This is a genomic window from Enemella evansiae (assembly GCF_002250705.1).
Classification (GTDB): domain Bacteria; phylum Actinomycetota; class Actinomycetes; order Propionibacteriales; family Propionibacteriaceae; genus Enemella; species Enemella evansiae.
The window spans coordinates 249,302-275,074 of sequence record NZ_NMVP01000033.1 but is presented as its reverse complement, the minus strand read 5'-3'; the positions used below and the strand labels follow the sequence as shown (position 1 = coordinate 275,074).

General features: G+C 72.0%; 16 protein-coding genes. 9 read left to right on the top strand and 7 right to left on the bottom strand.

All coding sequences use genetic code 11. The features are described 5' to 3' along the window. The first annotated feature begins 39 nt into the window (after positions 1-39). From BI335_RS15350 to BI335_RS15335, 4 genes are read left to right on the top strand one after another with little or no spacing between them, the layout of a single operon-like run. Positions 40-3,318 (top strand): ATP-dependent helicase, encoded by a 3,279-nt coding sequence (locus BI335_RS15350; protein ID WP_094431914.1) that lies wholly within the window; start codon positions 40-42, stop codon positions 3,316-3,318. Beyond that, positions 3,315-6,587, top strand: coding sequence for an ATP-dependent DNA helicase (locus BI335_RS15345; RefSeq protein WP_229119620.1), 3,273 nt, complete (start codon positions 3,315-3,317; stop codon positions 6,585-6,587). Before BI335_RS15350 ends, BI335_RS15345 begins: the two co-directional genes overlap by 4 nt. Positions 6,588-6,592: 5 nt before the next feature. Continuing rightward, on the top strand, positions 6,593-7,489 hold the full coding sequence (nudC, locus tag BI335_RS15340) for an NAD(+) diphosphatase (protein ID WP_166646693.1): 897 nt from the start codon (positions 6,593-6,595) through the stop codon (positions 7,487-7,489). Continuing rightward, entirely contained in the window at positions 7,489-8,325 is an 837-nt protein-coding gene (locus tag BI335_RS15335; protein WP_094431910.1) for an alpha/beta fold hydrolase, read from the top strand. The genes nudC and BI335_RS15335 overlap by 1 nt, the downstream gene beginning before the upstream one ends. A 216-nt stretch (positions 8,326-8,541) precedes the next feature. Here the strand turns inward: BI335_RS15335 and BI335_RS15330 are convergent, their stop codons facing one another. Together BI335_RS15330 and BI335_RS15325 are read right to left on the bottom strand one after the other, a co-directional pair. Next, the gene (locus BI335_RS15330; RefSeq protein ID WP_208109127.1) at positions 8,542-10,137 is read right to left on the bottom strand and encodes an ABC transporter permease; all 1,596 of its coding nucleotides are present in this window, start codon (positions 10,135-10,137) and stop codon (positions 8,542-8,544) included. Continuing rightward, positions 10,134-11,054 carry an ABC transporter ATP-binding protein gene (locus BI335_RS15325; protein WP_094431908.1) on the bottom strand — a complete coding sequence of 307 codons (921 nt, stop codon included), beginning with the start codon at positions 11,052-11,054 and terminating at the stop codon, positions 10,134-10,136. Before BI335_RS15325 ends, BI335_RS15330 begins: the two co-directional genes overlap by 4 nt. 75 nt (positions 11,055-11,129) lie before the next feature. Here BI335_RS15325 and BI335_RS15320 point away from each other — a divergent pair, with 75 nt between their 5' ends. Beyond that, positions 11,130-11,573: a GbsR/MarR family transcriptional regulator gene (locus tag BI335_RS15320; RefSeq protein ID WP_094431992.1), complete on the top strand. Its 444-nt coding sequence runs from the start codon at positions 11,130-11,132 to the stop codon at positions 11,571-11,573. A 13-nt stretch (positions 11,574-11,586) separates the two neighbouring features. On the opposite strand, the gene recD is transcribed toward BI335_RS15320, so the two are convergent. From recD to recC, 3 genes are read right to left on the bottom strand one after another with little or no spacing between them, the layout of a single operon-like run. Next, positions 11,587-13,440, bottom strand: a complete 1,854-nt coding sequence (gene recD, locus BI335_RS15315) for an exodeoxyribonuclease V subunit alpha (protein WP_094431906.1) — start codon at positions 13,438-13,440, stop codon at positions 11,587-11,589. Then, positions 13,437-16,859, bottom strand: a complete 3,423-nt coding sequence (locus BI335_RS15310) for a UvrD-helicase domain-containing protein (RefSeq protein ID WP_094431903.1) — start codon at positions 16,857-16,859, stop codon at positions 13,437-13,439. The genes recD and BI335_RS15310 overlap by 4 nt, the downstream gene beginning before the upstream one ends. After that, complete coding sequence (recC, locus tag BI335_RS15305) at positions 16,856-20,242, bottom strand: exodeoxyribonuclease V subunit gamma (RefSeq protein WP_094431901.1); 3,387 nt, start codon at positions 20,240-20,242, stop codon at positions 16,856-16,858. The genes BI335_RS15310 and recC overlap by 4 nt, the downstream gene beginning before the upstream one ends. A 73-nt stretch (positions 20,243-20,315) precedes the next feature. On the opposite strand from recC, the gene BI335_RS15300 reads away from it, so the two are divergent. The 4 genes from BI335_RS15300 (at position 20,316) to BI335_RS15285 (ending at position 24,109) form a co-directional block, all read left to right on the top strand. Beyond that, positions 20,316-21,173, top strand: a complete 858-nt coding sequence (locus BI335_RS15300) for an SDR family oxidoreductase (RefSeq protein WP_094431899.1) — start codon at positions 20,316-20,318, stop codon at positions 21,171-21,173. A 54-nt stretch (positions 21,174-21,227) separates the two neighbouring features. After that, on the top strand, positions 21,228-23,315 hold the full coding sequence (locus BI335_RS15295; protein ID WP_229119619.1) for an ATP-dependent DNA helicase UvrD2: 2,088 nt from the start codon (positions 21,228-21,230) through the stop codon (positions 23,313-23,315). Positions 23,316-23,499: 184 nt separating this feature from the next. After that, complete coding sequence (locus BI335_RS15290; RefSeq protein WP_094431896.1) at positions 23,500-23,700, top strand: hypothetical protein; 201 nt, start codon at positions 23,500-23,502, stop codon at positions 23,698-23,700. An 85-nt stretch (positions 23,701-23,785) separates the two neighbouring features. Next, positions 23,786-24,109 (top strand): WhiB family transcriptional regulator, encoded by a 324-nt coding sequence (locus tag BI335_RS15285; RefSeq protein WP_094355447.1) that lies wholly within the window; start codon positions 23,786-23,788, stop codon positions 24,107-24,109. A 68-nt stretch (positions 24,110-24,177) separates the two neighbouring features. Here the strand turns inward: BI335_RS15285 and BI335_RS15280 are convergent, their stop codons facing one another. Both BI335_RS15280 and BI335_RS15275 read right to left on the bottom strand, forming a co-directional pair. Then, positions 24,178-24,411, bottom strand: a complete 234-nt coding sequence (locus BI335_RS15280) for a hypothetical protein (RefSeq protein ID WP_094431894.1) — start codon at positions 24,409-24,411, stop codon at positions 24,178-24,180. Further along, positions 24,404-25,768, bottom strand: a complete 1,365-nt coding sequence (locus BI335_RS15275; protein ID WP_094431891.1) for an ABC1 kinase family protein — start codon at positions 25,766-25,768, stop codon at positions 24,404-24,406. Before BI335_RS15275 ends, BI335_RS15280 begins: the two co-directional genes overlap by 8 nt. Between the last annotated feature and the right edge of the window lie 5 nt (positions 25,769-25,773).

Sequence of the window (25,773 nt, the reverse complement as noted above, 5' to 3'; positions counted from 1 at the left end):
GGCAGCGGACGAGGCGGCGGATCGAGGAGGCAGACGGGGATGGTGCGAGTCGGGCTGCGGCGAGCCGAGACCGTGGTGACGGTGCCGGCACTGGATGCCGATCAGCAGCGGGTCGTCGACCATGACCGGGGCCCCTTGCTGGTCCTCGCCGGACCCGGCACGGGCAAGACCACCACCCTCGTCGAGGCCGTCGTTGCGCGGTTGCGCACGAATGGGACGGGGCCGGAGTCCCGGCGTACGCCGCTGGTGCTGACCTTCTCGCGGCGGGCCGCCGCCGACCTGCGGGAGCGGATCACCGCCCGCCTCGGCCGCTCCACCGCGACCCCGTTGGCGATGACCTTCCACTCCTTCTGCTACGCCCTGCTGCGCCGCTTCGGCGCCGGTGACCACGAACCCGGGGTGGCGGAGGCGTCGGCCGGGCTGCGGCTGCTCACCGCCCCCGAGCAGGAGTTCCGGGTCCGGGAGACCCTCGCCGGGCTGGCCGAGCGGGACCCGGGGCTGACCGACTGGCCGGCGGGCATGCGGGCGGCGTATCCGACCCGCGCGTTCGCCGCCGAGGCCCGGCAGGTCATCGCCCGGGCCCGGCAGCTCGGCCTCGACCCCGAGGATCTCGAACACGCCGCCGAGCTGGCCGACCGGCCGGAGTGGGCCGGGGTGGGCCGGTTCATGGAGGAATACCTCGAGGTGCTCGATTTCGAGGGCGTGCTCGACTACTCCGAGCTGGTGCATCGCTGCCGGATCCTGCTCACCGACCCCGAGGTGCTCGCCACCCTGCGCGCCGAGATCGACGGCATCTACGTCGACGAATACCAGGACACCGATCCCTCCCAGGTCGCCCTGCTCAGCGAGCTGGCCGGTCCCGGCGGCACCGTCGTCGCGGTCGGTGATCCGGACCAGTCCATCTACGGCTTCCGCGGTGCCGAGGCGCGCGGCATCCTCGACTTCCCCGACCGGTTCCGCACCGCCGACGGTGATCCCGCGCCGGTGCTGGCACTCGGCACCACCCGCCGCTACGGCAGCCGGATCGCCGATGCCACCGGTCACCTGGCCGACCGGTTGCCGCTGGCCCGCAGCCTGCCCGCGGAGGTCCGCGAGCGGTTCCGCCACCCGGCCACCGACCCCGCCGGCCCCGCCGGCCGGGTCGAGATCTACGGCTTCGAATCCACCGGCGCCCAGGCCGAACACGTCGCGGATCTGCTGCGCCAGGCCCATCTGCGCGACGGCCTCGACTGGTCCGAGATGGGGGTGCTGGTGCGCAGCGGGCGCCGCGACCTGCCGCCTTTGGTGCGGGCCCTGTCGGCGGCCGGTGTGCCGGTGGAGGTGGCCGGTGATGAGATCGCGCTCTCCGCCGAGCTCGCCGTCCGGCCGCTGCTGCTGGCCCTGCAGGTCGCGCTGCGCGTCGACGGGCCCGATGTCGACGAGACCGCGCGGCTGCTGGTCTCCCCGCTCGGTGGCCTGGACAGCCTGGGAGTGCGCCGACTCGGGCGGCGGTTGCGTGCCGCGGAGCGGGAGGAGCTCGGCGGCGCGCTGCCCGAGTCGTCGGCCGAGCTGTCTCGGCTGGCGCTGATCGATCCCGGCCGGCTGACCGATGCGGAACGGTCCGCCGGCCCGTCCCGGGAGCTGGAGCAGGCCCGCAGGCTGGCGGTGCTGCTCGCCGAGGCCCGGGCCCGGATCGAGTCCGGCGGCACCGCCGAGGAGGTGCTCTGGCTGCTCTGGTCCGGCACCGACTGGCCGGCCCGGTTGCGCGCCGATGCCTTCGGTGGTGGGGATTCCGCCCGCCGCGCCGACCGTGACCTGGACGCGGTCTGCGCCCTGTTCGACATCGCGGTCCGCTCCGAGGAACTGGTCGGTGCCCGCGGGGTCGAGTCCTTCCTGGCCGAGGTGGAGGCCCAGCAGATCCCGGCCGACACCCAGCGCGAGGGCGACCTGCGCGGCCGCGGCGTGCGCCTGCTCACCGCGCACCGGGCCAAGGGCCTGCAGTGGCGGTTGGTGGTGGTCGCCGGGGTGCAGGAGGGCGGCTGGCCCGATCTGCGGGTCCGGGGTTCGCTGCTGGAGGCCGATCGGCTGGGCCGGCAGGGACCCGGTGGCGGCGCCGGGCTCACCGAGGGCCTCTCGCTCGGTGCCCGGTTGGCCGAGGAGCGCCGATTGTTCTACGTCGCCTGCACCCGGGCCCGGGAACGGCTGGTGGTGACCGCGGTCGAGGGCACCGAGGGGGAGGGTGACCAACCGTCCCGATTCCTCAGCGAACTGCGTACGCCGCAGCAGCAGATCACCGGCCGGCCGCGCCGCCCGCTCACCCTGGCCGCCCTGGTCGGTGAGCTGCGCCGGATCTCGGTCGACCCCGACCAGTCACCGGTGCTGCGCGATGCCGCGGCGGTGCGGCTGGCCCGGTTGGCCGACGCGGTCGACGACGAGGGCCGGCCGCTGGCACCCGCCGCGGATCCCGCCAACTGGTGGGGAATGCGTGCGGTGAGCCGGGCCGGTGACCCGGTCGTGGCGCCGGGGGATCCGGTGCGGTTGTCCGGGTCGAGCCTCGGTTCGCTGCTCGCCTGCCCCCGGCAGTGGTTCCTGTCCCGGCGCGCCCAGGGCGAGTCCGGGCGGCGCACCGCCGCGAGCACCGGTGAGGTGATGCACGTGCTGGTCGACCACGCCGCCCGCGAGGACATCCCGCCCGATGAGCTGGTCGGTCACCTCGACGAGATCTGGGAACAGCTCGACTTCGCCGCGCGCTACCGCTCCGCGGTCGAACGGGTGGAGGCCGAGGCGATGGTGGAACGCCATGCCGCCTGGCTGACCGCCAACGCCCACCGCGAGGTGCTCGGCACCGAGGTGCCGTTCAAGCTGCCCGTCGAGGTGGACGGCGAACGGGTGCTGCTGACCGGCACCGTCGACCGGCTGGAACGCCTCGGTGACGGCCGCCTGCACGTGGTGGATTTCAAGACCGGCAAGACCGCGCCGGAGAAGTCGGAGCTGCCCGGACACGAACAGCTCGGGGTCTATCAGCTCGCCGCCCAGCAGGGCGCCTTCGACGACCTGGCCCCCGGCGAACGCCGGGTCGGCGGCGCCGAGCTGGTCTATCTGCGGCTCCAGGATTCCGGTGACCAGCCCTATCCCATGGTGTTCAATCAGGCGTCGTTGGACGATCAGCCCCAGCTGCCCGGCGAGGAGGGCACCCGGCAGACCTGGGTGCACGACAAGATCGCGCAGGCGGCGGCGATCGTGCGCGAAGAGCGGTTCGACGCACGCGTACAGAAATCCTGCAGGTATTGCGCTTTCGCCGATTCCTGCCCGGCCAAGTCGGCGGAGGTGGTCCAGTGATCTCCGCGGTCACCCCGTTGCGGCTCAGGCATCGGCTGAGTTCCCCCGAGGAACTGTCCGAGGCGCTCGGCATCCCGTTCTCCGACCAGCAGCTGACGGCGATCACCGCGCCGCTGGAACCGGGCGTGATCATCGCCGGCGCCGGGTCCGGCAAGACCACGGTGATGGCCGCCCGGGTCGTCTGGTTGGTCGGCTCCGGTGCGGTACGCCCCGATCAGGTGCTCGGGCTGACCTTCACCCGCAAGGCCGCCGCCGAGCTGTCCGCGCGGGTCCGGGCGGCCCTGCTGCGGGCCGGGGTCCTCGATCTGGACGGCATCGACGAGGCCGGTGAGCAGGTGGTGATGACCTACGACGCCTACGCCGCCCGCCTGGTCGCCGAACACGGCCTGCGGATCGGGGTCGACTCCGAACAGACGATGATCACCGGCGCCACCCGGTTCCGACTGGCGTCGCGGGTGGTTGCCGCCGCCGCCGGGCCGTTCGAGGCGATCTCCCGGTTGCAACCCCAGTTCGTCGCCGACCGGGTGCTCAAGCTCGACGCGGAACTGCAGGCCCACCTGGTCGGTCGCGCCGAGCTGGATCGGCACGCCCGCCGGTATCGGACCGACTGGGACCAGGCCCCGCTGGCACGGGGCGGCCGCCGCTACAAGGACGTCGAGCGGGCGGAGGCGGTGCTCGCGGAACGGCTCGAACTGGCCAGCCTGGTCGGTGACTACCAGGGGCTCAAGCGGCGGCTCGGGGTGGTCGAGTTCGCCGACCAGATGGCCACCGCCGCGCACCTGGTGCGTGCCGCCCCCGAGGTCGCCGAGCTGGTCCGCGACCAGTTCAAGGTGGTGCTGCTGGATGAATACCAGGACACCTCGGCCGCCCAGGCGATGGTGCTGCAGGGGCTGTTCTCCGGGCCCGACGCCGACCACGGCCGCGGGCACCCGGTGACCGCGGTCGGGGATCCGTTCCAGGCGATCTACGGCTGGCGGGGCGCCGCGGCGAACAACATTCTCAACTTCAGCAACGAATTCCCGCGCGCCGACGGTGGCCCGGCCCCCGACTTCACGCTGACCGTCAACCGGCGATCCGGGCAGACGATCCTCGATGTCGCCAACGTGCTGGCCGCGCCGCTGCGCAGCGACCCGCTGCTCGCTGACGGGCCGGTCGATCTCACCGACACGCGGCTGGTCGCACCGGCCAGCTCCGGGCCGGGTGAGGTGCGGGCCGCGACCTTCGAGACCTGGCCCGAGGAGGTCGCCTGGATCGGTGAGCAGGTGGCCGCCGCGCACCAGACCGGTGCGGTGGACCAGTGGTCGGAGATCGCCATCCTGACCCGGCGCAATGGCGACATCGGCCCGCTCTATACCGAGCTGACCTCCCGCGACATCCCGGTCGAGATCGTCGGGCTCGGTGGCCTGCTCGGACTGCCCGAGGTGCGCGATGTGGTCGCCACCTTGCGGGTGCTCGACGATGTCACCGCGAACCCCGCGCTGATCCGCCTGTTGAGCGGGCCGCGCTGGTCGATCGGACCGCGAGATCTGGCCCTGCTCGGCAGCCGGGCCCGCGAGCTCGCCGGGGACCGGGAGGACAGCGACGACGGCGAGGAGAGCATCACCGCCGACCTGCAGGACGCGGTCGCCGATGTCGACCCGACCAGTGTGATCAGCCTGCTCGACGCCCTGGAGAATCCCGGCGAGGGGCCCTATTCGGAGGCGGCGCGGGAGCGGTTCGCCGCCTTCGCCGCGGAGTTGGCCGGGTTGCGGGCGCATGCCGACGAACCGGTGCTGGACCTGACCCGGCGGGTGATCGGCACCCTCGGCCTGGAGGTCGAACTGGTCTCCACACCCCAGTTCGCGGTGACCGAGCGGCGCAACCAGCTGGCGGTGTTCACCGACGCGGTCGCCGACTACGTCGATGTCGACGGCGATGCGTCGCTGTCGGGGTTGCTGGCCTATCTCCTCGCCGAGGAACAACAGGGCAACGGGCTGGATCAGGCCACCCCCTCCGAGGCCGACTCGATCAAGCTGTTGACGGTGCACAAGGCCAAAGGGCTCGAGTGGCGGCAGGTCTATCTGCCCGCCCTGGTCGAAGGGGTGTTCCCCTCGACCCAGGTGTTCGACAACTGGGTCAAGAACGCCGCGGCGCTGCCGGCCGATCTGCGCGGGGACCGGGAGTGGATCCCCCAGCTGGAGGAGGTCAGCAACGACGGGCTGAAGGCGTTCTCGGAGTCGCTGAAGAAGCAGCAACTGCATTCGGAGGACCGGCTCGGTTATGTGGCGGTGACCCGCGCCAAGCAGGTGCTGGTCGGCACCGGGCATGTCTGGCGACCGGAGAATTCCAAACCACGCAAGCGATCCGGCTATCTGCAGGCGATCATCGACGAGGCGACCCGGCAGGACCGGGTGCTCGCCGAGGCACCGCCGCTGGCACCGGATGCGACCAACCCGCTGGACCGCTCGGCCGAGCCGACACCGTGGCCGCGGCCGCTGGATGAGGACGCCCAGGGTCGGCGCCGGGATGCCGCCCGGGCCGTCCAGGCCGCCCGCGCCCGGTTCGCCGAGACCGGTGAGCACGAGCCGGTGGACACCGCACCTGCCCTGCTCGATGAGGCCGAGACGATCGCCGGCTGGGACGCCGATGCCGACCAGCTGCTCGCGGAGGCGCGGGCCGCGCGCCGCGGCCGCCGCGAGGTCACCCTGCCGAGCGCGGTCTCGGCGACCAACCTGCTCACCGCCGTCGACGACCCGGAGGCGTACGCCGAGGCGCTGTTGCGGCCGATGCCCCGGCCGCCGTCGCGCAGTGCCCGGTTCGGGACCCGCTTCCATGCCTGGATCGAGCAGCACTATGCGCTGCGGGGTGCACCGACGCCGCTGGTCGATCCCGACGAGCTGCCCGACCGGGCCGACACCGGCGCCGCCGACGAGCTGGCGCTGCGGGAGTTGTGCGCGCGGTTCGCCGGCGGCCGGTTCGGTGAGCGGGTGCCCTACGCCCTGGAGGCGCCGTTCACGCTGCTGCTGGACGGCTTGCTGATCCGCGGCCGGATCGACGCCGTCTATCGCAGCGAGGATCCACGCCACGACTGGCAGATCGTGGACTGGAAGACCGGCCGGGCCGAGGCGACCGATCCGGGCCAGCTGGCGCTCTACCGCCGGGCCTGGGCGGAGCTGCACCAAATCCCGGTGGAGCGGGTCGACGCGGTCTTCTATTTCGTCCGCACCGACCAGCTGGTCCGCCCCGATGAGCTCCCCGACGTATCGGCCATGCTCGACGCGCTAGCGTGAGCGCCGTGGACTACTGGAACCGGGGCAGCCTGCTCGATCGCGTCGAGGCCGAACGGTCCGATCCCGACTGGATCGCCGCCCAGTGGGAGCACGCCAGCGTGCTGCCGATCGATGGGTCCGGACAGGTGGCCTGCACCGCGGACCGCGCCGCGCTGCGGCCGGTCGCGGCCGCTGGGGCGTACGACCCGGAGCGCTGCTGGCTGCTCGGCCGGCTGGATGAGAAGATCTGGTTCACCACCGTCGTCGACACCGACGAGCTGGGGGAGTCCGACACCCTGCGCGGGCTGAACGCGAAGCTCTCCGACGGTGAACGCGACCTCGCCACCGCGGCGATCGCGATCGGGCACTGGCACCGGCTCGACCCGCGCTGCCCGCACTGCGGGGAACCCAGCGTGGTGATCAACGGCGGCTTCGCACGGCAGTGCCCCGAGCCCCGAATTCTCTTCCCACGCAGCGATCCCGCCGTCATCGTCGCAGTCCTCGACGGCCAGGGCCGGATCCTGCTCGGCCATCAGACCGTCTGGGACGCCGGCCGGGTCTCCACCTTCGCCGGCTTCGTCGAGGCCGGTGAGTCGCTGGAGCAGGCGGTGCACCGCGAGATGGCCGAGGAGACCGGGCTGCAACTGTCCGAGGTGACCTACTTCGGCTCCCAGCCGTGGCCCTTCCCACGCTCGCTGATGGTCGGCTTCGCCGCCCGCGCCGCGGGCGTCGACCAGCACGTCGATGGTGTCGAGATCGAGTACGCCGACTGGTTCACCCCCGCCGAACTCGCCGAGGCGGTGCGCTCCGGGCAGCGCGCCATCCCGGGACGCGGCACCATCGCGCGCCGGTTGATCGACGCCTGGCTGGCCGGTGAGTTCGGCGACCGGGATTCCGGTATCGAGCTGGACAGCAGCTGGTGATGTTGGCTCACGACCGGCTGGGTGCCGGACAACCCGCGGTGCTGCTGCACGGCTGGCCGGGGGATCGCAGCGATTACGCCGACCTGGCCCCGCTGCTCGCGGATCGGTGCGAGCTGGTGATCCCCGACCTGCGTGGCTTCGGCGCATCCGACAAACCCGACGGTGATCCGGCGGAACTCTACTCGGCCGCCGCCCAGGCACGCAACGTGCTCGCCCTGCTGGACGAACTCGGGATCACCGCACCGGTGCTGCTCGTCGGTTACGACATCGGCAGCCGGGTGGCGCAGCTGATCGCCAAGACCCGGCCGGACCGCGTGCGCGCCTTGGTGATCGCGCCGCCGCTGCCGGGCATCGGGCGGCGGATCCTGGAACCCGACGCGCAGTGCGAATTCTGGTACCAGCCGTTCCACCAGCTCGAACTCTCCAGCGCCCTCATCGACGGTCGCCCGGACCAGGTGCGCAGCTATCTCGAGCATTTCTGGCGGCACTGGTCCGGCCCGGACTTCGAACCGGACGCCGCGCGGCTCGACCACCTCACCGAGGCGTACGCCCCGGCGGGCGCCTTCACCGCCTCGATCGGCTGGTACCGCGCCGGGGCCGGTGCCATCGCCAGCTCACTGGCCGAGCAGGCACCGGGCTCCGCGGATCGCATCGCCACCCCGACGACGGTGTTGTGGCCCGAGCACGACCCGCTGTTCCCGCGGGCCTGGTCGGATCGGATTGATGAGTTCTTCGCCGGGGCGACCCTGATCCCGGTGGACGGGATCGGCCACTTCGGTCCCGTCGAGGCCCCGAGCGTCTGGGCCGACGCCGTGCTGCGGGCAGCCGACCGCTGAGCCGAACTCTTGGGGCCGATCACCCAGTGCGCTGCGCGAACACTGTGCAGGGTCCCTGACGGGTTCGGGTCAGACGCCGGTCTCCGTGGCCTCGGTGACGCGGCCGTTGACCCAGAGGCAGGTCTAGCTGGTGGCGGTGCCGGGCATGGCGATTCTCCCTTGTCTGCTTCGGATCCCGTTGTCGCCACCCCGGACAGGTCCGGCCGGACGCGCGCGTCAGTCGATGTCCTGATGACGGATGCGCCTGGCGGCGATCGCGGTGAGAACGGCGGTGATGAGGATGAGCAGGAGTGCCGACCACGGGTGGAGAGCACCGTCGGGGAGTTGCGGGACCAGTGCGAAGGGTGAGGCGTAGAGCGCCTCGGGCGGTACCAGGCGGAACTCCACGGTGAACTCGAGCATCTGGAACGCGCCCACCACGATGAACGCGACAGCGGCGGCGGCCCGCGGGATGGTGGCGAGCAGCAGTGTGGTGAGGGCGATGAACACCCAGGCTGCGGGCGCGCGCAGTGCACCGGAGACAGCCAGCGCTCCGAACGAGCCGGGGTCGGTGCCGAGCTGTGCGAGGCCGATGCCGAGCCCGAATGCGGCCAGCACCGCGACGGCTGCGAGGCCACCGGTGACGGTGTGGGCGAGCAGCCAGTGTGCGCGGGCGACCGGGCGGGAGAGGACGGCTTCGGCGCGGCCGCTGGTGACCTCGCCGCGGAGCCGGAGGGTGGTCTGGACGCCGAGGACCGCGGCGAACAGCGGGGAGAGGTAGAGGGCGACCTGAATGAGACCGGCACCGCTGCCGGCACCGCTGCCGAGGGCGAGGTCGATCTGGTCGTCCACGGTCGACGACACGCCACCGATGAGGAGTCCGACGACGAGCGCTCCCGCGGCCCAGCCGATGACAGCTCCGCGACTGGTGCGCAGGGCGAGGGAGATGGGGCCGCGCAGGGCGGCGCTGGCGTGCGCGGGTCCCACCCGTTCGGGAAGCAGTCCCGCGCCGAGATAGCGCCGGGAGGCGGTCCACACCGCGCCGCCGGCGAGCACGAGAGCGAGGGCGAGCACGGGCAGCAGCATCCAGCCGTTGTCGTGGGCGAAGGGGCGCACGGCCGCGACCCAGCCGAACGGGGACATCCAGTAGGCATTGCCGCCGATGGCGTCGCCGGCGCCGCGGAGCAGGTAGCACGCGGCCACGACGGCGACGGCGATGCCGGTCGCCGCCCGGGCGGTCTGCACGATCTGCCCGGTCAGCCCCGCCAGTGCCGCGGCGAGCAGCCCGAATGCGGCGACCTGCGCGCCGACGAGCATCGAACCGGTGCCCGATGCGCCGATGGCGACGAAGCCCCCGGCAACAAGGAACCCGGCTGCCAGGGAGCCGGCCGCGGCGACACCGAGGGCGGCGGCCAAGGGTGCGGCCCGGCCGATGGCCGCGGAGCCGAGCATCTCGCTGGTACCGCTCTCCTCGGGGGCGCGGGTGTTGCGGACAACCGTCAGGATCGAGGCGAGGCTGATGAAGATCGCTGCGATCCCCTGCATCCGCCACAGCCCGATCCCGCCGACATCGGTGCTGGCGACGGGGCCGATCATGAACAGTTCGCCCGCACTGGCATTGACCGAGGCGGCCAAGGATTCCCGGTCGGCAGCGGTCGGGTAGGTGGCGACGATGCCTGCGGCCACCAGCAGCAGCAACAACCCCGAGAGCAGATACCACGCGGAGCCGTGCAGCCGTTCCCGGCGCAGCGTGAGCCCGAGCAGCGGGCGGGTGCCGACCAGCGCGGTTGCCGGTGCGGCTGCGGCCGGGGCGGTTCGAGCCGGAGCACTCATGCCGTTGCCCCCACCCGACCCAGGCTGGTGCCGGTCTGGTCGTAGTAGTGCAGGAACAGGTCCTCCAGGGTGGGCGGGGCGACGGTGAGCGTCTCGATGCCGAACGAGACGAGCCGGGCCATCACCTCGTCGAACCGGGTCGTGGTCAGCTCGACCCGATGCCCGTCCACGGCGACCTGCTCGATGCCGGGCAGGTCAGCCAGCCCGGAGGGTTCTCGCGTCAGCGTCGCGGTCACCACCGTCGTGGCGTGTCCGCGCAGCTCGGCCAGGGTGCCGGTGTCCACGATCTTCCCGGCACGGACGATGCTGACCCGGTCGCAGAGCTGTTCGACCTCGGAGAGGATGTGGCTCGACAACAGCACGGTTCGCCCCTCGTCGCGGGCTTCGGTCACGCACTGCTTGAACACATCCTCCATCAGCGGGTCCAGGCCCGAGGTCGGCTCGTCCAGGATCAGCAGCTCCGCAGTCACACTGAGCGCGGAGACCAGGCCGACCTTCTGCCGGTTGCCCTTGGAGTAGGTGCGGGACCGCTTGGTCGGGTCCAGCTCGAACCGCTCGATCAGCGCGTCCCGACGGGTGCGGTCCGCACCGCCGTGCATCCTGGCGAGCAGGTCGATGACCTCACCGCCGGTCAGATTCGGCCACAGGCTCACATCGCCCGGCACGTACGCCAGCCGCCCTCGGACCTGGGGCGCGGACGTCCACGGGTCCTGTCCGAGCACGCGAGCCGTCCCGCTGTCGGCGTGCAGCATCCCCAGCAGCACCCGGATGGTGGTGGACTTGCCCGCCCCGTTCGGGCCAAGCAGCCCGTGCACCTCCCCAGCGCTGATGGTCAGGTCCAACCCGTCCAGGGCACGGGCATGCCCGAACGACTTCGTGATCCGCTCCAGCTCCACAACGTTCGCCCTGAGGTTCATAATACACATGTTTCGTGAAGTAAGTGAAGTGGCGTTAGGATGCCGTGAGGAGCAACCCCTGGACAGGAGGCCATGGTGGAGGAGCGGGACGACAAGTTCATGGAGCGGTTCGCCGACGTGCTCGCCCGATCGGGATGGCCACGGATGTCGGCCCGCATCTTCGCCGTGCTGATGGCCACACCCAGCGGCGCACGCACCGCCAGTGAGCTGTCCGCGCGGCTCGGCGTCGGCCCCTCCGCGATCTCCAACGGCGCGAAGATGCTCCGCACCCTCAGCCTGGTCGACGTGACGCGGCAGAGCGACCGCCAGATCGTCTACGAGGTCCGCCCGGACGCCTGGATGTCAGCCTTCGCCAGCCGGGACTCCGAATTGCGCGCTCTCGAAGGCATCCTCACCGACGGCGCCAATGCCACCACGGACTCACGGGCCGTCGCACGGCTCGGCGAGACCGCCGACTTCTTCGCCTTCCTCCGTGCCGAGCTCCCCAAACTGGTCGAACGCTGGCGTGACACCCGCTGACGGGTCCGCCCAGCTAGCTCCAACGCTGGCCCAGCCCCGACGCCCGGTTCGCCGGCCGCCGGATGGCCCGGCGTACCGACTCGGCGGGGCCGATCACCTCGACGTGTCCGCTGGCCCGGGTCACCGCGGTGTAGAGCAGTTCGCGGGTGAGCAGCGGCGAATCCGGCGGTGGCAGCAGCAGCGACAGCTCACCGAACTGGCTGCCCTGGGACTTGTGCACGGTCATCGCGTGCACCGGCACCACCGAATCGAGCTGGATGGTGGAGAACAGCATCGGCGCCCCGCCGCGGGCGAAGGCGGCCCGCAGACCGTGCGGGGTGTCCACGAGTACGCCGGTGTCGCCGTTGTAGAGACCGGCGTCCGGGTCGTTGGCGGTCACCATCAGCGGCAACCCCGGATACCAGTCACCCTCGGTGCCGTAACCGGGCACCGCGTCCCGCAGCCAGAACTCCACCTGCCGCTCCCAGCGCGCCACCCCGAACGGCCCGTGCCGGTGCGCGCACAGCACCCGATGCTCATCGAGTGCGGCCAGCGCACCGGCCACGTCACCGGCGACGGCAGCACCGTGCATCGCCCGACCGGCCGCGATCGCCTTGTGGCGCAGGGAATCCAGCGCCTCGGCCGGTGACTGCAACAGGTCGGCCTCGGTGAAGGTGAGCTCGGGCGCACCCGAGCGCAGCACCGCCAGCGCGGCCTCGTCGTCACCACCGCGGATCGCCCGCGCCAGCGCATCGATGCCGCCGTCGAAGCGCCAGGTGTGCTGCAGGGTGACCACCTGGCCCGAGGTCGGGCGGGCCGCCGGACGGCCCGCCGGGGCGAGCTCGTCGAGGCGTTGCTGCAGCGCGGGGGCGAGCGGCAACTGGGCGCGGGTGATATCGGCCAGCACCGCCCCGGCCTCCACCGAGGTGAGCTGGTCCGGGTCACCGACCAACACCACCCGGGCCTGCGGCCGCAGCGCCTCCAGCAACCGAGCCATCAGCGTCAACGACACCATCGACAGCTCATCGACCACGACGATGTCATGCGGCAGCGGATTCTGCGGATGGTGCCGGAACCGGGTCCGCCGCCCCGGCAGCCAGCCGAGCAGCTTGTGCAGGGTACGGGCGCGGACCTCACCGACCCGGCTCTGCCACGGTTCACCGAGGTCCGCCAGCGCGGCTCGCACCGCCTCCTCCAGCCGGGCCGCGGCCTTGCCGGTGGGGGCGGCCAGCGCGATCGACGGTGGGGTGGGGGAGACGGCGGCGAGCAGTCCGAGCACCCGGGCGACCGTGGTCGTCTTGCCGGTACCGGGGCCGCCGGCGACCACGGTGAGCGGATTCAGCACCGCCATGGTCGCCGCGAGCCGTTGCTGATCCGGCTCGTCGGGCGCCAACCCGGCACCGTCGAAGAGCTCATCGAGCAACCGGGCGAGCTGGGCCGGCTGCACGTCCTCGGCCGAGGGCAGGGCGCGGCGGCCGAGCTCGCGGCGTACCGTCTCCTCCTGCTGCCAGTAACGCTCCAGATAGAGCAGGTCGTCGACCAGCCGCAAGGGCCGGGCCTGATCGCCGCCGGCGCCGGGGTCGGTGCCGACCAGCACCATCGGCGAGGCGCGGATGGCCGCCAGCCACTGGTCGGCCTCCGGCCAGGGCAGCTCACCGGTGGCGGGGGCGTCTTCGGCGTCCAGCACGATCTCGTTCAGCCGCGGTACGTCGACACACACCGAGCCGGCGCGCAGCGCACGCACCACCAGGGCCGCCGCCAGGAGTACCCGCTCATCCGGCTCGGTCCACAACTCAGCCAGCAGGTCGGCGGTGTGCAGATCGGCCGGGCCGAGCAGCCCGGATTCGGTGAACGGGGTGAGCAGCGTGCTGCCGGCATCGACGCTCATGCCGCCCCCTCGGTCTCGGCAGAGGAACCGTCGAGCAGATCGGAGAGTTCGACGACCAGCGCCGCCGGCGGGTACCAGCTGAACACCCCGGTCGGGGTGCCGTCGACCGTCGGGGTGTCCTCACCGGCCATCCCGCGGACGAACAGATACGCCACCCCGCCGAGATGCTGGCCGGGATCGTACCCGGGCTGGCGCCAGCGCAGATACCGGTGCAGCGCGACCGCATAGAGCAGTGCCTGCAGCGGATAGTGCGCGGCCATCATCGCCTCGGCCATCGCGGTCCGGGTGTAGTGCGACAGCAGCAGCGGCGCACCCGGGGCCAGCGAACCGAGCCAGTTGGTCTTGTAGTCCACCACCAGATAGCGGTACGCCGGATTCCCTGCTGTCGTGGGTTCTGCGGGGATCCGCAGCACCGCGTCGATCGAGCCGATCAGGAACCCGCGCAGCACCTGCTCGGCCAGCTCCGGGTCGCCGAGGCGCTCCGGATAGGCGGCCAGCGGATCGTCGGCGGCCAGGTGGCGGCGGAGCAGGTCGGCGACCTGACCGAGCAGCACCCGGGCGGTCGGCCGGTCGCCACCGGCGAGCGGGTATTCGAAGTCGAGCTCGGGCAGCCGATCCTTCGCGGGGATGTCGGCCAGCCGCAGGCCGTCGGCGACCGGGCCGAGCGGGGTGAGCACCGCGGGCAGCATCGCCTCGGCGAGCTGGGCGGCGGTCAGCTCACCGCTGGGCAGCCGGAGCAGGGTCTCGGCGGCGACTCGGGAGAGTTCGGCGCGCAGGTCGGCCGCGGCCGGGTCGAAGTGTTCGTAGACGGTGTGCACCAGGGTGCCGAAGTCGGTGCCGCGCGGCAGCTCGGCCATCGGCGAGGCGGCCGCCAGGCCATCGACGGCCGGGACCTGCGGGGCGACCGCATCATCGGCGGCGACCTCGACCTCGTCGGAGGAGGCGGCCAGCTCGTCGTCGCTGACCGGCGCCGGCACCGCATCGTCGGCACCGTGCTGGGCCTGGTGGGCGGCGGCGGTCAGTCCGGAATAGGAGGTGCGCCGCCACTCCTCGTCGGTGGTCCGCTCGAAGCGGCGCACCTGGAGGGTGTCCGGATCGTCGGGAACCCTTGCCGGGAAGGGATTGTGGACCGCGGTGAGCTCCTGCACCGCGAGCTGTGGGAGCCGCAGCTGCGGCAGCTCGCGGGGATGGGTGCGGCTCGCGTACTGCTGGGCCGGCGCGGGGGCGCCGGCTCGGAACAGCATCCGGGTGAGCGCCCCGCGCGGGGTGTTGGAGCCGTTGAACGCATACCAGGCGACGACCTGGCACTGGGCCCGGGTGAGGGCCACATAGAGCAACCGCAGATCCTCCCCGGCCTGTTCCAGGCGGTGCTCGGCGTACGCGTCCGGGCGCTCCGCCGCCGCACCGGGCAGGAACAGGGTGCGGGTGCCGTCGGCGTGGAAGGTGAACGGCCGGGTGTCCTCGTGGGCCTCCCGCAGCCAGCGGTCCCACTGGTCGGGCAGATAGACGATCGGGAACTCGAGCCCCTTGGACCGGTGCACGGTCATCACCTGCACCGCATCCCGGTCGGTGTCCAGGCGCCGGGTCCGCTCATCGCCGCCGCCGGCCTCCTGGCAGCGCTCGGTGAGCCACTCGATCAGTGCGGTGACACCCAGCTGATCGCGGCTGCGGGCCGCGTGCAGGGACTGGGCGATGTGTCGGATATCGGTGAGCCGCCGCTCACCGCCGGGTTCGCTGAGCAACCGGGCCGCCAGCCCGGGATGGTCGTCGGTGGGGGCGTTCATGGTCTCCATCAGGGCGGCGACACCGTGCCGGGCGAGCACCCGGGCCCAGCCGCGGACCCGGGCGGAGAGATCGTTGAGGGCGGTCTCGCTGGCCTCGGTGAGCTCGGCCAGCGTCCAGCCGACGAAACTGCTCAGCGCGACCAGCCGGATGGTGCCGGGCCGCGGCTGCTCGAGCGCGCGCAGCAGGGTCAGCCAATCCTTCGCCTCCCGGGTGCCGTAGACCGAGGTGGCGCCGGCATGGACGACCGGGATGCCGGCGGCCTGCAGGGCACCGCGGATCGACTCGGCGAGCGCATTGCTCTTCACCAGCACCGCGAGGTCGCTGGCGCGCAGCGACCGGGACTCACCGTCGATCTCGATGGTGGCCCCGGACTGCAGCAGCGCGCTGATGTCGGAGACGAGGTCCTCGGTGATCCGTGGGCGCAGCGTGCGGCGGACCTGCGGAATCGACTCGCCGGGTGGCGGCAGCGGGTGCACCCGGAGCCGGAACGGCGCATCGTGCTCGGCGTCCAGATTCGCCAACCGGTTGTGCGGATGGTGGGCGAGCACCGGGCGCACCGCGATCCGCGGATCACCCAGCTCGGCGCCACCGAGCACCGCGTCGAGCGCGGCGAGCAGCCCGGGATCGCTGCGATAGTTGCGTTCCAGGGTGTGCACGTGCACTCCCGGTTGGCCCACTGCCTCCAGATAGGCGTACACGTCGGCGCCGCGGAAGGAATAGATGGCCTGCTTCGGGTCGCCGATCAGCACCACCGTGGAACGGCCGATGAAGGCGGCTTCGACGACCTGCCACTGGACCGGGTCGGTGTCCTGGAACTCGTCGATCAGCACGTGGGTGAATCGGGCGGACAACCGCTGGGCGACCTCGTCGGCCAGCTTCGGGTCGGCGGGGTTGCAGAGGATGTCCCGCAGCCGGGTGAGCAGATCCTCGAAGGTGCGCAGCCCGCGGTCGCGTTTGCGCTCGAACAGCTGGCGGCGCAGGGCGGTGACGAACCCGAGCCGGGTCCGGTTCTCCGCACTGTCCGGGGCCAGCGGCCCGTCGAACTCGGCCGCCCGGCGGGCGATCTCGTCGGCCTCCGGCCAGCTCATCGTCGGCGGGCCGTCCGCCGCGGGGGAGCTGCCGGCGTACTTGCGCAGCCACAGATCTGCCGCGACCTCGCGGACCAGCTCGGGCACCTCCTCGACCTGGCGCACCTGCGGATCGGGGTCGTCGAGCACGCCGAGCCCGTCGAGCATCCGGCCGCAGAACTCATGGGTGGTGGCGATCGTCGCCGCATCGAAGTCGGCCAGGGCGCGCCCGATCCGGCGCAGCCGCTGCTGCAGTTCCTCCGGGTTTCCCCGGCAGAGCAGGTCGATCACCGCGTCGTCGGGTCGGTACGCCCCGGCGAGTGCCTCGCGCAGCCCGGTCTCGGCCTGGGCGAGCTTGGCCCGGATCCGTTCCCGCAGTTCCTGGGTGGCGGCTCGGGTGAAGGTGACCATCATCAGTTCCGACAGCGGGATGCCCGCGGCCAGATAGCGCACCGCCAGGGCGGCGATGGTGTAGGTCTTGCCGGTGCCGGCGGAGGCCTCGAGCACCCAGGTGCCGCCCTCGGGCAGCTCACCGGTGACATCGAAGGGAGTGGGAGCGCTGCTCATCGGCTGACCTCGGCATCCAGCAGCGGTTCCCAGACCCGGTGGGCGAGCGCCTCGAAGCGGGAGCGGGTGGTGGTGCGATCGGCCGGGGTGCTGGGCACGCCGCGCAGCGAATCGAGATCGTTGCCGAGGAACATCCCCCAGGCGGCGTCGTGCTCGCGTTCCCAGTCGGTACGCAGCCACTTGGGATCGCCACCGCGCCGGGTGAGGGACACCTCGGCGGCGGAGGTGTTCGGCGGCAGCGGCAGCCACTCCCGCAACCCCTGGGCATAGAGCGCGACCAGTTCGTTGAGCCGGGCCCGGGCGTCGGTGGTCGAGATCGGGCCGAGGGTGACCGTCCGGCCGCGCCCGCCGACGCAGACGGTGCGCCAGTCGATCTCGGGGTGGCTGCAGCGCAGCGCGAGCAGGGTGATCCAGGCACGCAATCGCTGTTTCCCTTTGATGGCAGAGAATCCGACCTCGACGGCCTTGCTGCCGTGGATGCCGGGGACCAACCCGGTGATCCGCGAACCGCCGAGGTCGATGTCGATCCAGCGGCTCTCGGCGCGCTCGCCCAGGTGCGGTTCGGCCGCCCCGGCGATCGCCACCACCTTGCGTGCCACCTCGTCGAGCAGGTCGCTGCCGAGCCGGAACGGCGGCAGCTCACCGCGCAGCAGTTCCGGCATCCGCAGGTCCGCCAGCGGCGTACCGGCCAGGTGGGCCCGCAGCATCCGGTCACCGATCTGCCACTGCTGCAGGCCGTCGAGCTGCAGGGGCATCTCGTCGAGCTGGGCCTCGTGCTCCTCGTCGGTGGGGTAGAGCCCGGCGCGGCGGCGCAGGAAGGCCCTGGCCGGGTGGGCGAAGAAGGCGAGCAGGTCGCTCAGCGCGATCTCGGTGTGCTCACCGCTGAGCTCGGGCAGCGGCGGCAGCAGGGTGTCGGTGGCCGGCGCGGTGGACTCCCCGGTGCCCCCGGTGGCGCTGGCCAGTGCGGCGGCGCGCATCGTGCCGTCGAAGCTGAACGGCTCGGGTGCGCGGAAATTGCTGCTGTCGAAGGGTTGCAGCGAATGTCGGGTGACCAGCGACTCGGCCTCGGACGGGTCGGCGAGCAGCTCGTGCAGGGCCTCGCGGAGCTCGGTCACCGGGACGCTGGCCGGGCGCGGCTCACCGGTCTGCGGGCTGGCGCCGGAATGCACCACCACCAGGCGTTCGGTCGCCGCCAGCACCGCATCGAGCAGCACCTGCCGGTCCTCGCTGCGCGGGTCACGATCACCGACCCAGGGTTGCGCGGCCAGCAGGTCGTCACCATCGGCATGCACCCGACGCGGGAACACGCCGTCGTCCAGCCCGAGCAGGCAGACCACCCGGTGCGGCACCGACCGCATCGGCGTCATCGTGCACAGGGTGAGCGCCCCGGTCCGGAAGTTGGCCCGTGACGGGCGGCCGGCGAAGGCGTCGGAGAGCAGCGCCCGCAGATCGGCGGGTTGCAGCACCGGTTCGGTGCCGTCGGCATCGGTGGCCGGTGCCGCATCGGTCGCCAGGTCGGCCAGCTCGCCCCAGGCGTGCGCCAGTTGCCAGCGCTCGCCGGCCGGCACCTCGGTCAACTCGGTGAGCGCATCGCGGCAGGCGGTCAGCCAGTCCGACAGCGGCTGGGCCCGGGAGAAGGAGTCGACGGCCCGGCCGAGGCGGGTGACCAGTTCGACCAGCCGGCCGACCAGATCGACATCGCTGGAATCGATGTCGTCCATCGGTGCGACCGTCCCGCGGTAGGGCTGGTCGTCCTCGCTCATCGCGACCCCGAGCAGCATCCGCTGCAATCCGGTGCGCCAGGTGTTCTGCGGGAAACCCTGCATGGCGAAGAGTTCCCGATGCTCGGCATCCAGTCCCCAGCGGACGCCGGAGGCGGGCACCAGCTCGTGCAATCGCTCCAGCTCGCTGTCGGTGAAGGAGAACTTCCGCATCACCGCCGGATCGGCGCACAGGTCCAGCAGCTCGGAGGCGCCGCAGCGCCCGACAGGCAGCTCCAGCAACCGGGCCAGCGTGCCGAGCAACGGGTTGAGCTGGCGCAGGGCCCGATCGGCCAACCGGATCCGCAACCGCTGACCGGGATGGCCGGCGTCGTCGGCGACCCCGTCGAGGGAGAACGCCGCCTCGATCAGCGGGGCGAAGGTCTCGATGTCGGGGCACATCACGATGATGTCGCGTGGTTCCAGAGTGGGGTCGTCGGCGAGCAGCCCGAGCACCACCTCACGCAACACCTCGACCTGCCGGTCCGGGCCGTGGCAGGCGTGGAAGTGCACCGAGCGGTCGTCGGCGGCGACCGGACGCCGCAACACCCGCCCCGCATCGGTATCCGGGTCGAGGTTGCCGACCACCGCCTGCTGCAGCCGGCCGAGCAGTGTCGGCGGCCGCTCCGGCTCGTTGCTCGGCGCGTCGCGGAAAGCCAACGAGGACAGCGAAATCTGCAGTTCGCGGGAATCGCGGCCGAGACGGGCCAGCAACCGGTTGCCGGGCAGGTCGGCGGTCGGATCGTCCTCCCGCGGGCCGACACCGAGCTCGCGGGTGGCCAGTTCGGACCAGAGCGCGGGGGAGGGATGCGGCAGGAACAGGTGCACCTCGCGATCGGCCGCCAGTGCCTCGATCAGGGTGAGCTGTTCGGGGCTGAGCCGGGTCACCCCGAAGATCGACAATCGGGGCGGCAGGTCGACCAACCGCGGATCGGCGGCCAGCCGGCGCGCCACCTCGGCGACCCGCCGGGCCGGGTCGGCCCCCTCGATCCGGGCGATCAGATCCCGCCAGAGTGCCGGCTGCCAGCGTGAGAACTCATCGAGCGGCGTGCCGTCGGGTCCGGTGTCGGCACCGGAGCGCCACGCGTCCAGCAGTCCCGGCCGCTGGGCGGCGTACCGCCGGAAGAGCCGGGCCACCCGCCGCGCGGACTGGAACCGGTTGCGGGCCTGTGGGCCGAGGCCGACCCGCACCGAATCGAACCAGGACTGTCCGGTGTTCTCATCCAGCGCTCGCAGCAGGCCCCACACCGGCCGGTCGCCGTGCCACGGGTCCGCCGGCAGCGGCAACCCCAGCACCTCACCCACGGTGTGCCCGAGCAGCCGGTCGAGGCGGATGAAGTCGATGCCGGCGCAGACCCCGTCACCGCGGCCGGGGCTGGTGCCGAGCCGGGTGGCCAGGGTCTGGGAGAGCCAGCGCTCCACCCCCGGGGTGGGCACGCAGACCACCTCGGTGGCGAACGGGTCGGTCAGCGGGGTGGTGAGCACCTCGGCGAGCTGATCGGCGAGCCGGTCGGCGCGCGAGCAGCGATGCACGATCAACCCGGTCAGTGGCACCGCGGAGGGCGCCGCGGACACCGGTTCGGGGGCGTCCAGGAGGCTGGGCTGGGTGTCGGTGCTGCTCATCGTGGTTTCACTCTAACGACGGCCACCGACAAATCGGTTTCCTCCGCGGCGCGGCATCCGTACGCTGCCCGCCATGGGTGCATTGCAGGGCAGGACGGCGCTGGTCACCGGGGTCTCCCGGCGCAAGGGGATCGGGTACGCCGTGGCCCGGGCACTGGCCGCCGAGGGAGCCCACCTGGTGATCTCCCACCACCGCGCGCACGATGTCGATCAGCCCTGGGGTGCCGACGACCTGGATGCCGTCCGGTCCGGGATCCGCCGGGCGCAGGTCGAGGGTGCGGCCTTCGCCGACATCGCGGCCGATCTGGCCGACCCGGAGGCGCCGGCCCGGTTGATCTCCGAGGCCGCCGCGGTGACCGGGAGCCTGGACATCCTGGTGGCGAACCAGGCCCGCTCCGGTGGCGACGGGTCGATCCTGGACATGACCGCGGACCGGCTGGACGGGCACTGGGCGGTGAACGCGCGGGCGACGATCCTGCTGACCGCCGAGTTCGCCCGGCTCGCTGCCGACCCCGGCGACGCGGCCGCGCGGCCGGGGGATCGGCGGCGCGGCAGCATCGACGAGCACGCCGCCCGGCGGGTGTTCTGGATGACCTCCGGCCAGCACGACGGGCCGATGCCGGGTGAGGTGGCGTACGCCGCCAGCAAGGCCGCGCTGGCCGGGTTGACCGCGACCGTGGCCGCCGAACTGCTGCCGCTCGGGGTGATCCTGAACACGATCAACCCCGGCCCGGTGGACACCGGCTATCTGGAGGCCGAGGGTGCCGACCGGGATCCTGAGGTGATCGCCGAGGCGCTGGCCGCGATGCCGATGGGCCGCTTCGGCGCCCCCGACGACCCGGCCCGGCTGATCGCCTGGCTGGCCGGGGACACCGGCCGCTGGATCGTCGGCCAGGTGCTCACCAGCGACGGCGGGTTCGCGCTGCGCTGATCGGAGGTGTTCACCCCGGGCGGGGTGTCGGCCGCGGCGACTAATCTGTCTGCCGTGCTGCCACCATCAGATCCCGAGGCCCTGCTGGACGCGCTCGACCCCGAGCAGCGGCAGGTCGCGACGGCGCTGACCGGGCCGGTCGCGGTGATCGCGGGGGCCGGCACCGGCAAGACCCGCGCGATCACCCACCGGATCGCCTATGGGGTGCGCACCGGGGCGTACGCACCGACCAGCGTGCTGGCGGTCACCTTCACCACCCGTGCCGCCGGTGAGCTGCGCGGCCGGTTGCAGCAGCTCGGCGTCAGCGGTGTCCAGGCCCGCACCTTCCACTCCGCGGCGCTGCGGCAGGCGCAGTACTTCTGGCCGCGCGCGTTCGGCGGCGAGCTGCCGCAGGTGCTGGACAACCGCATGTCGCTGGTCGCCGAGGCCGCCGGCCGGCTCCGGGTGAGTGTCGACACCGCCAAGCTGCGCGACCTGGTCGGCGAGATCAGCTGGGCCAAGGTGTCGAACGTCGCCGCCGCCGACTATCCGGCGATCGCGCGCAGCGTCGGCCGCGAGCTGGCCTCGCTGGAGCCGGAGACCGTGGCCCGGGTGTTCGCCGGATACGAGGAGGCCAAACGCACCCGCGGCCGGATCGACTTCGAGGACATCCTGCTGTGCACCACCGCGCTGCTCGCCGACCACCCGCAGGTCGCCGATGAGATCCGGCGCACCTACCGGCACCTGGTCGTCGACGAATACCAGGACGTCTCCCCGCTGCAGCAGCGGCTGCTGGATCTGTGGCTGGGGGAGCGCGGTGAGGTGTGTGTGGTGGGTGACCCGGCCCAGACCATCCACTCCTTCGCCGGTGCGCGCGCCGACTATCTGACCGGGTTCGGCCGCCGGCACCCCGACGCCACGGTGGTCCGCCTGGTCCGCGACTACCGCTCCACCCCGCAGGTGGTCCGCACCGCCAACGCGATCATGAGCCGCGCGCCCCGCAACGGTGGCATGGGTCCGGTCACCCTGGAGGCGCAGCGGGCGGCCGGCCCGGAGACCACCTTCGCCGCCGCACCCGATGAGGCGAGCGAGGCCGCCGCGGTCGCCGACTGGCTGAAATCGCTGCGCGCCTTGGGAATCGAGTATCGCGAGATGGCGGTGCTGTTCCGGATCAACGCCCAGTCGCCGGCCTTCGAACAGGCGCTGTCGGACCGCGACATCCCCTATCTGGTGCGCGGCGCCGAACGCTTCTACGAGCGTCCCGAGGTGCGGCAGGCGATGGGCGTGCTGCGGACCGCCACGAAGGTCACCGAAGACAATCAACCGGTGCCCGACCAGGTGCGCGCGATCCTCACCGGGATCGGGTGGACCACCGAGGCGCCGTCCGGCGGTGGACAGGCCCGGGAGCGGTGGGAATCCCTGGCCGCGTTGGCCTCGGTGGCCGACGACCTGGTCACCGCCGACGCGTACACCACCCTCGATGCGGTGGTCGACGAACTGGAACGCCGCGCCGCCGCCCAGCACGCCCCGGTCGCCCAGGGCGTCACCCTGGGCACGATCCACTCCGCCAAGGGTCTGGAGTGGGATGCGGTCGCGGTGATCGGGGTGCACGAGGGGACGCTGCCATTCGTGCTGGCCACCCGCGATGAGGAGATCGCCGAGGAACGCCGGTTGCTCTACGTCGCGGTCACCCGCGCCCGCGAGCACCTGCGGGTCTCCTGGTCGCACAGCCGCAACGGCGGCGGTGGGCATCGCAACGCCTCCCGCTTCCTGGACGGGGTACGCCCGGCCGGCAGCGATCCGCGCCCGGTGCGCAGCACCCGGCAGCAGCGCCGCCGGGGCAGCCAGCTGAGCGCGCGTTGCCGGGTCTGCGACGGCACCCTGGAAAGCGCGGTGGAGCGCAAACTCGGGCGGCACGAGGGTTGCGAATCCAGCTACGACGAGGAACTGCTGGCCGCGTTGAAGTCCTGGCGCAGCGACCAGGCCAAGGAACAGCAGCTCCCGGCCTATTGCATCTTCACCGACGCCACCCTGCAGGCGATCGCGGAGACCAATCCGGGTGACGAACGTGGACTGCTCGCCATCTCCGGGATCGGCAGGACCAAGGTCGATCGCTACGGCGATGAGGTGCTGCGGATCGTGCAGGAGAGTGCCGATTCCTGATTTTCCTGCGTGCACAGGAAAAATCGACATCAATCGGGGCCGATGCCCGCGTCGGCAAAAAAGTTTGGTAAATCAGTTGCGGCGATCGTGGGGAAGTCCGTAAGGTCTTTCATGCCCGTCTGCGGCGCGTGCGAGAGCTCGCGGCAAGGACATCGACACCAAGTTTCGGAGAGGAGGATGCGACATGAGTGACATCACCATCGAGTGCAACCAGGCCTGGACCAATACCGGCGTGGCCGCTGACGCGCGCCCGAACACCCTGCTCACCCCGGATTTCCTGCGTACCAAGGAATACCGGACCCTGCACGGTTTCGGCACCGTTTCCGCCGCCCCGATGACCAAGCGCATCCTGCTGGCTCCACGACCCCTCAGTAGACGCGGGTAGAACCCTCCCGCAGCCTCCGAGGCCGTGAATCCAGCTACCGGGATTCACGGCCTTCGTGTTTCTCGGCCCAATTCAGGCAAACACCATGGGAGGACCACCAATGACCGCGATCACCGACGAGATCGTCATGACGGCCACCGGGCTGCCGTGCCACCTCGTCGACCCCGATGTCTTCTTCGCCGAGGCCCCTGCCGAGATCGAGTACGCCAAGACCCTGTGTGCCGATTGCCCGGTCAAGGACGCCTGCCTCGCCGGTGCGAAGCAGCGCCGGGAGGCCTGCGGCGTGTGGGGTGGCGAGCTGTTCATCAACGGCGTCGTCGTGGCCCGCAAGCGGCCGCGTGGGCGTCCCCGCAAGAACCCGCTGCCGGTCGTGCCGCAGGCCCCGGCCGCGGTGACCCGGGCGGCCTGAGCGGCTGCCCACGCGATCCAGCGAATCCTGGGTGCATCTCCCCAGCCCTGTAGGGCACGGGGATGTGCTCACGGTTCGCTGGATCGCGGTGCGGGTCGGTCCCACCACCTCTCGTCGAGGCGGGCCTCGATGCTGCGGGCGTGGGTACGCGTGCAGTCGGGACAGCGGACCAGCTGCCGTCCGCCCTCGGTCTCGTTCGACCAGGTCCACGGTGGCCGGGTCGGGGCACCGCCCTCATCCGCCCGTGGCGTACGCCCGCAGCCCGCGCAGACCGCCGGTCGGGCGGCGGCCGGGTCAGTCATCGGAGGGGGTCTTCCACTCCGGCAGATACTCATCGAGGATGTCGGCGAACCGGGCGCGCACATCCAGCTGGGACAGCACCGCGATCCCGCCCAGCCAGACCCGGTGGATCAACGCGTACGACGGCGGCAGATTGAGCTGCTGGACCACCGACCCGTGCGCCTTGGTCTCACCCACCCGCTTGAACTCCGCCTGCATCCAGGAACGGGTGAAGTGGAACTCCTCGCTCGCCGCCGGCTCCAGGAACGGGCTCAGATAGTCCAACAGCTCCTGGGCGTCGACGTTGCGGGCACTGCGGGCGATGAAGCCCTCTGCCTTCAACCCGGCGGTGACCCGCTCGGCGTCGCGTTCGGTGGCGATCCGCATCAGCCGGCCCATCGCCGGCGGCAGCCCGTCGGGCAGCTTGGACACCAGGCCGAAGTCGATCACCCCGAGCCGGCTGTCGGGCATCACCAGGAAGTTGCCCGGGTGCGGGTCGCCGTGCAGCAACCCGACCTCGGACGGCCCGGCGAACAGGAACCGGGCATAGCGCAGGCCGAGCTCGTTGCGGCGCTCCGGCGGATCGTCGGCGACCCGGGCCAGCGAGGTGCCCGCCACCCACTGGCTGACCATCGCATGCGAGGTGTGGGCGAGCACCCGGGGGACGAAGAACTCCGGATGCCCATCGAAGCCCTCGGCCGCCTGCTGCTGGTTGGCCGCCTCCAGCTGGTAGTCGGTCTCCTCCATGATCCGCTCGGCGATCTCGGCGACGATCGGCTTGACCTCCATCCCGCCGGCCAGCGGGGAGACCAGGCTGGTCAGCCGGCCCAGCTGCTTCAGATCCGATTCCAGGGCCCGGTCCGCACCCGGGTACTGCACCTTGACCGCGACCGGTTCGCCGGTGGCGCGCCAGACCGCCCGGTGCACCTGGCCGATCGAGGCCGCCGCGGCGGGACGGGCGGAGAAGTCGTCGAAGAGTTCGCGCCAGTCCGAGCCGAACTCCCGGGCCAGCACGGCATGGACCCGGGAGGTGGGCATCGGCGGTGCGGAGTCCTGCAGCTTCCGCAGCTGCACGGCGTAGGGGCCGGCGATGTCGTCGGGCAGCATCACCTCGAACATGCTGAGCACCTGACCGAACTTCATCGCGCCGCCCTTGAGCTCACCGAGCACCCGGAACAGCTGTTCGGCGGTCTCGGCGCGGAACTGGGCGTTGATCGTCTCGGCACTGCCGCCGGCGAGCCGGCGACCCAGGCCGCGGGTGGCGCGGCCGGCCGCACCGAACGGCAGCGACAACAGCCGCGATCCGCGTTGCAGCGCCGAGGAGCTGACGTGCTGCTCGGAGCGGTCCGATTCTCGGTCGCGGTCGGTGGGGCGCGGCATGGTCC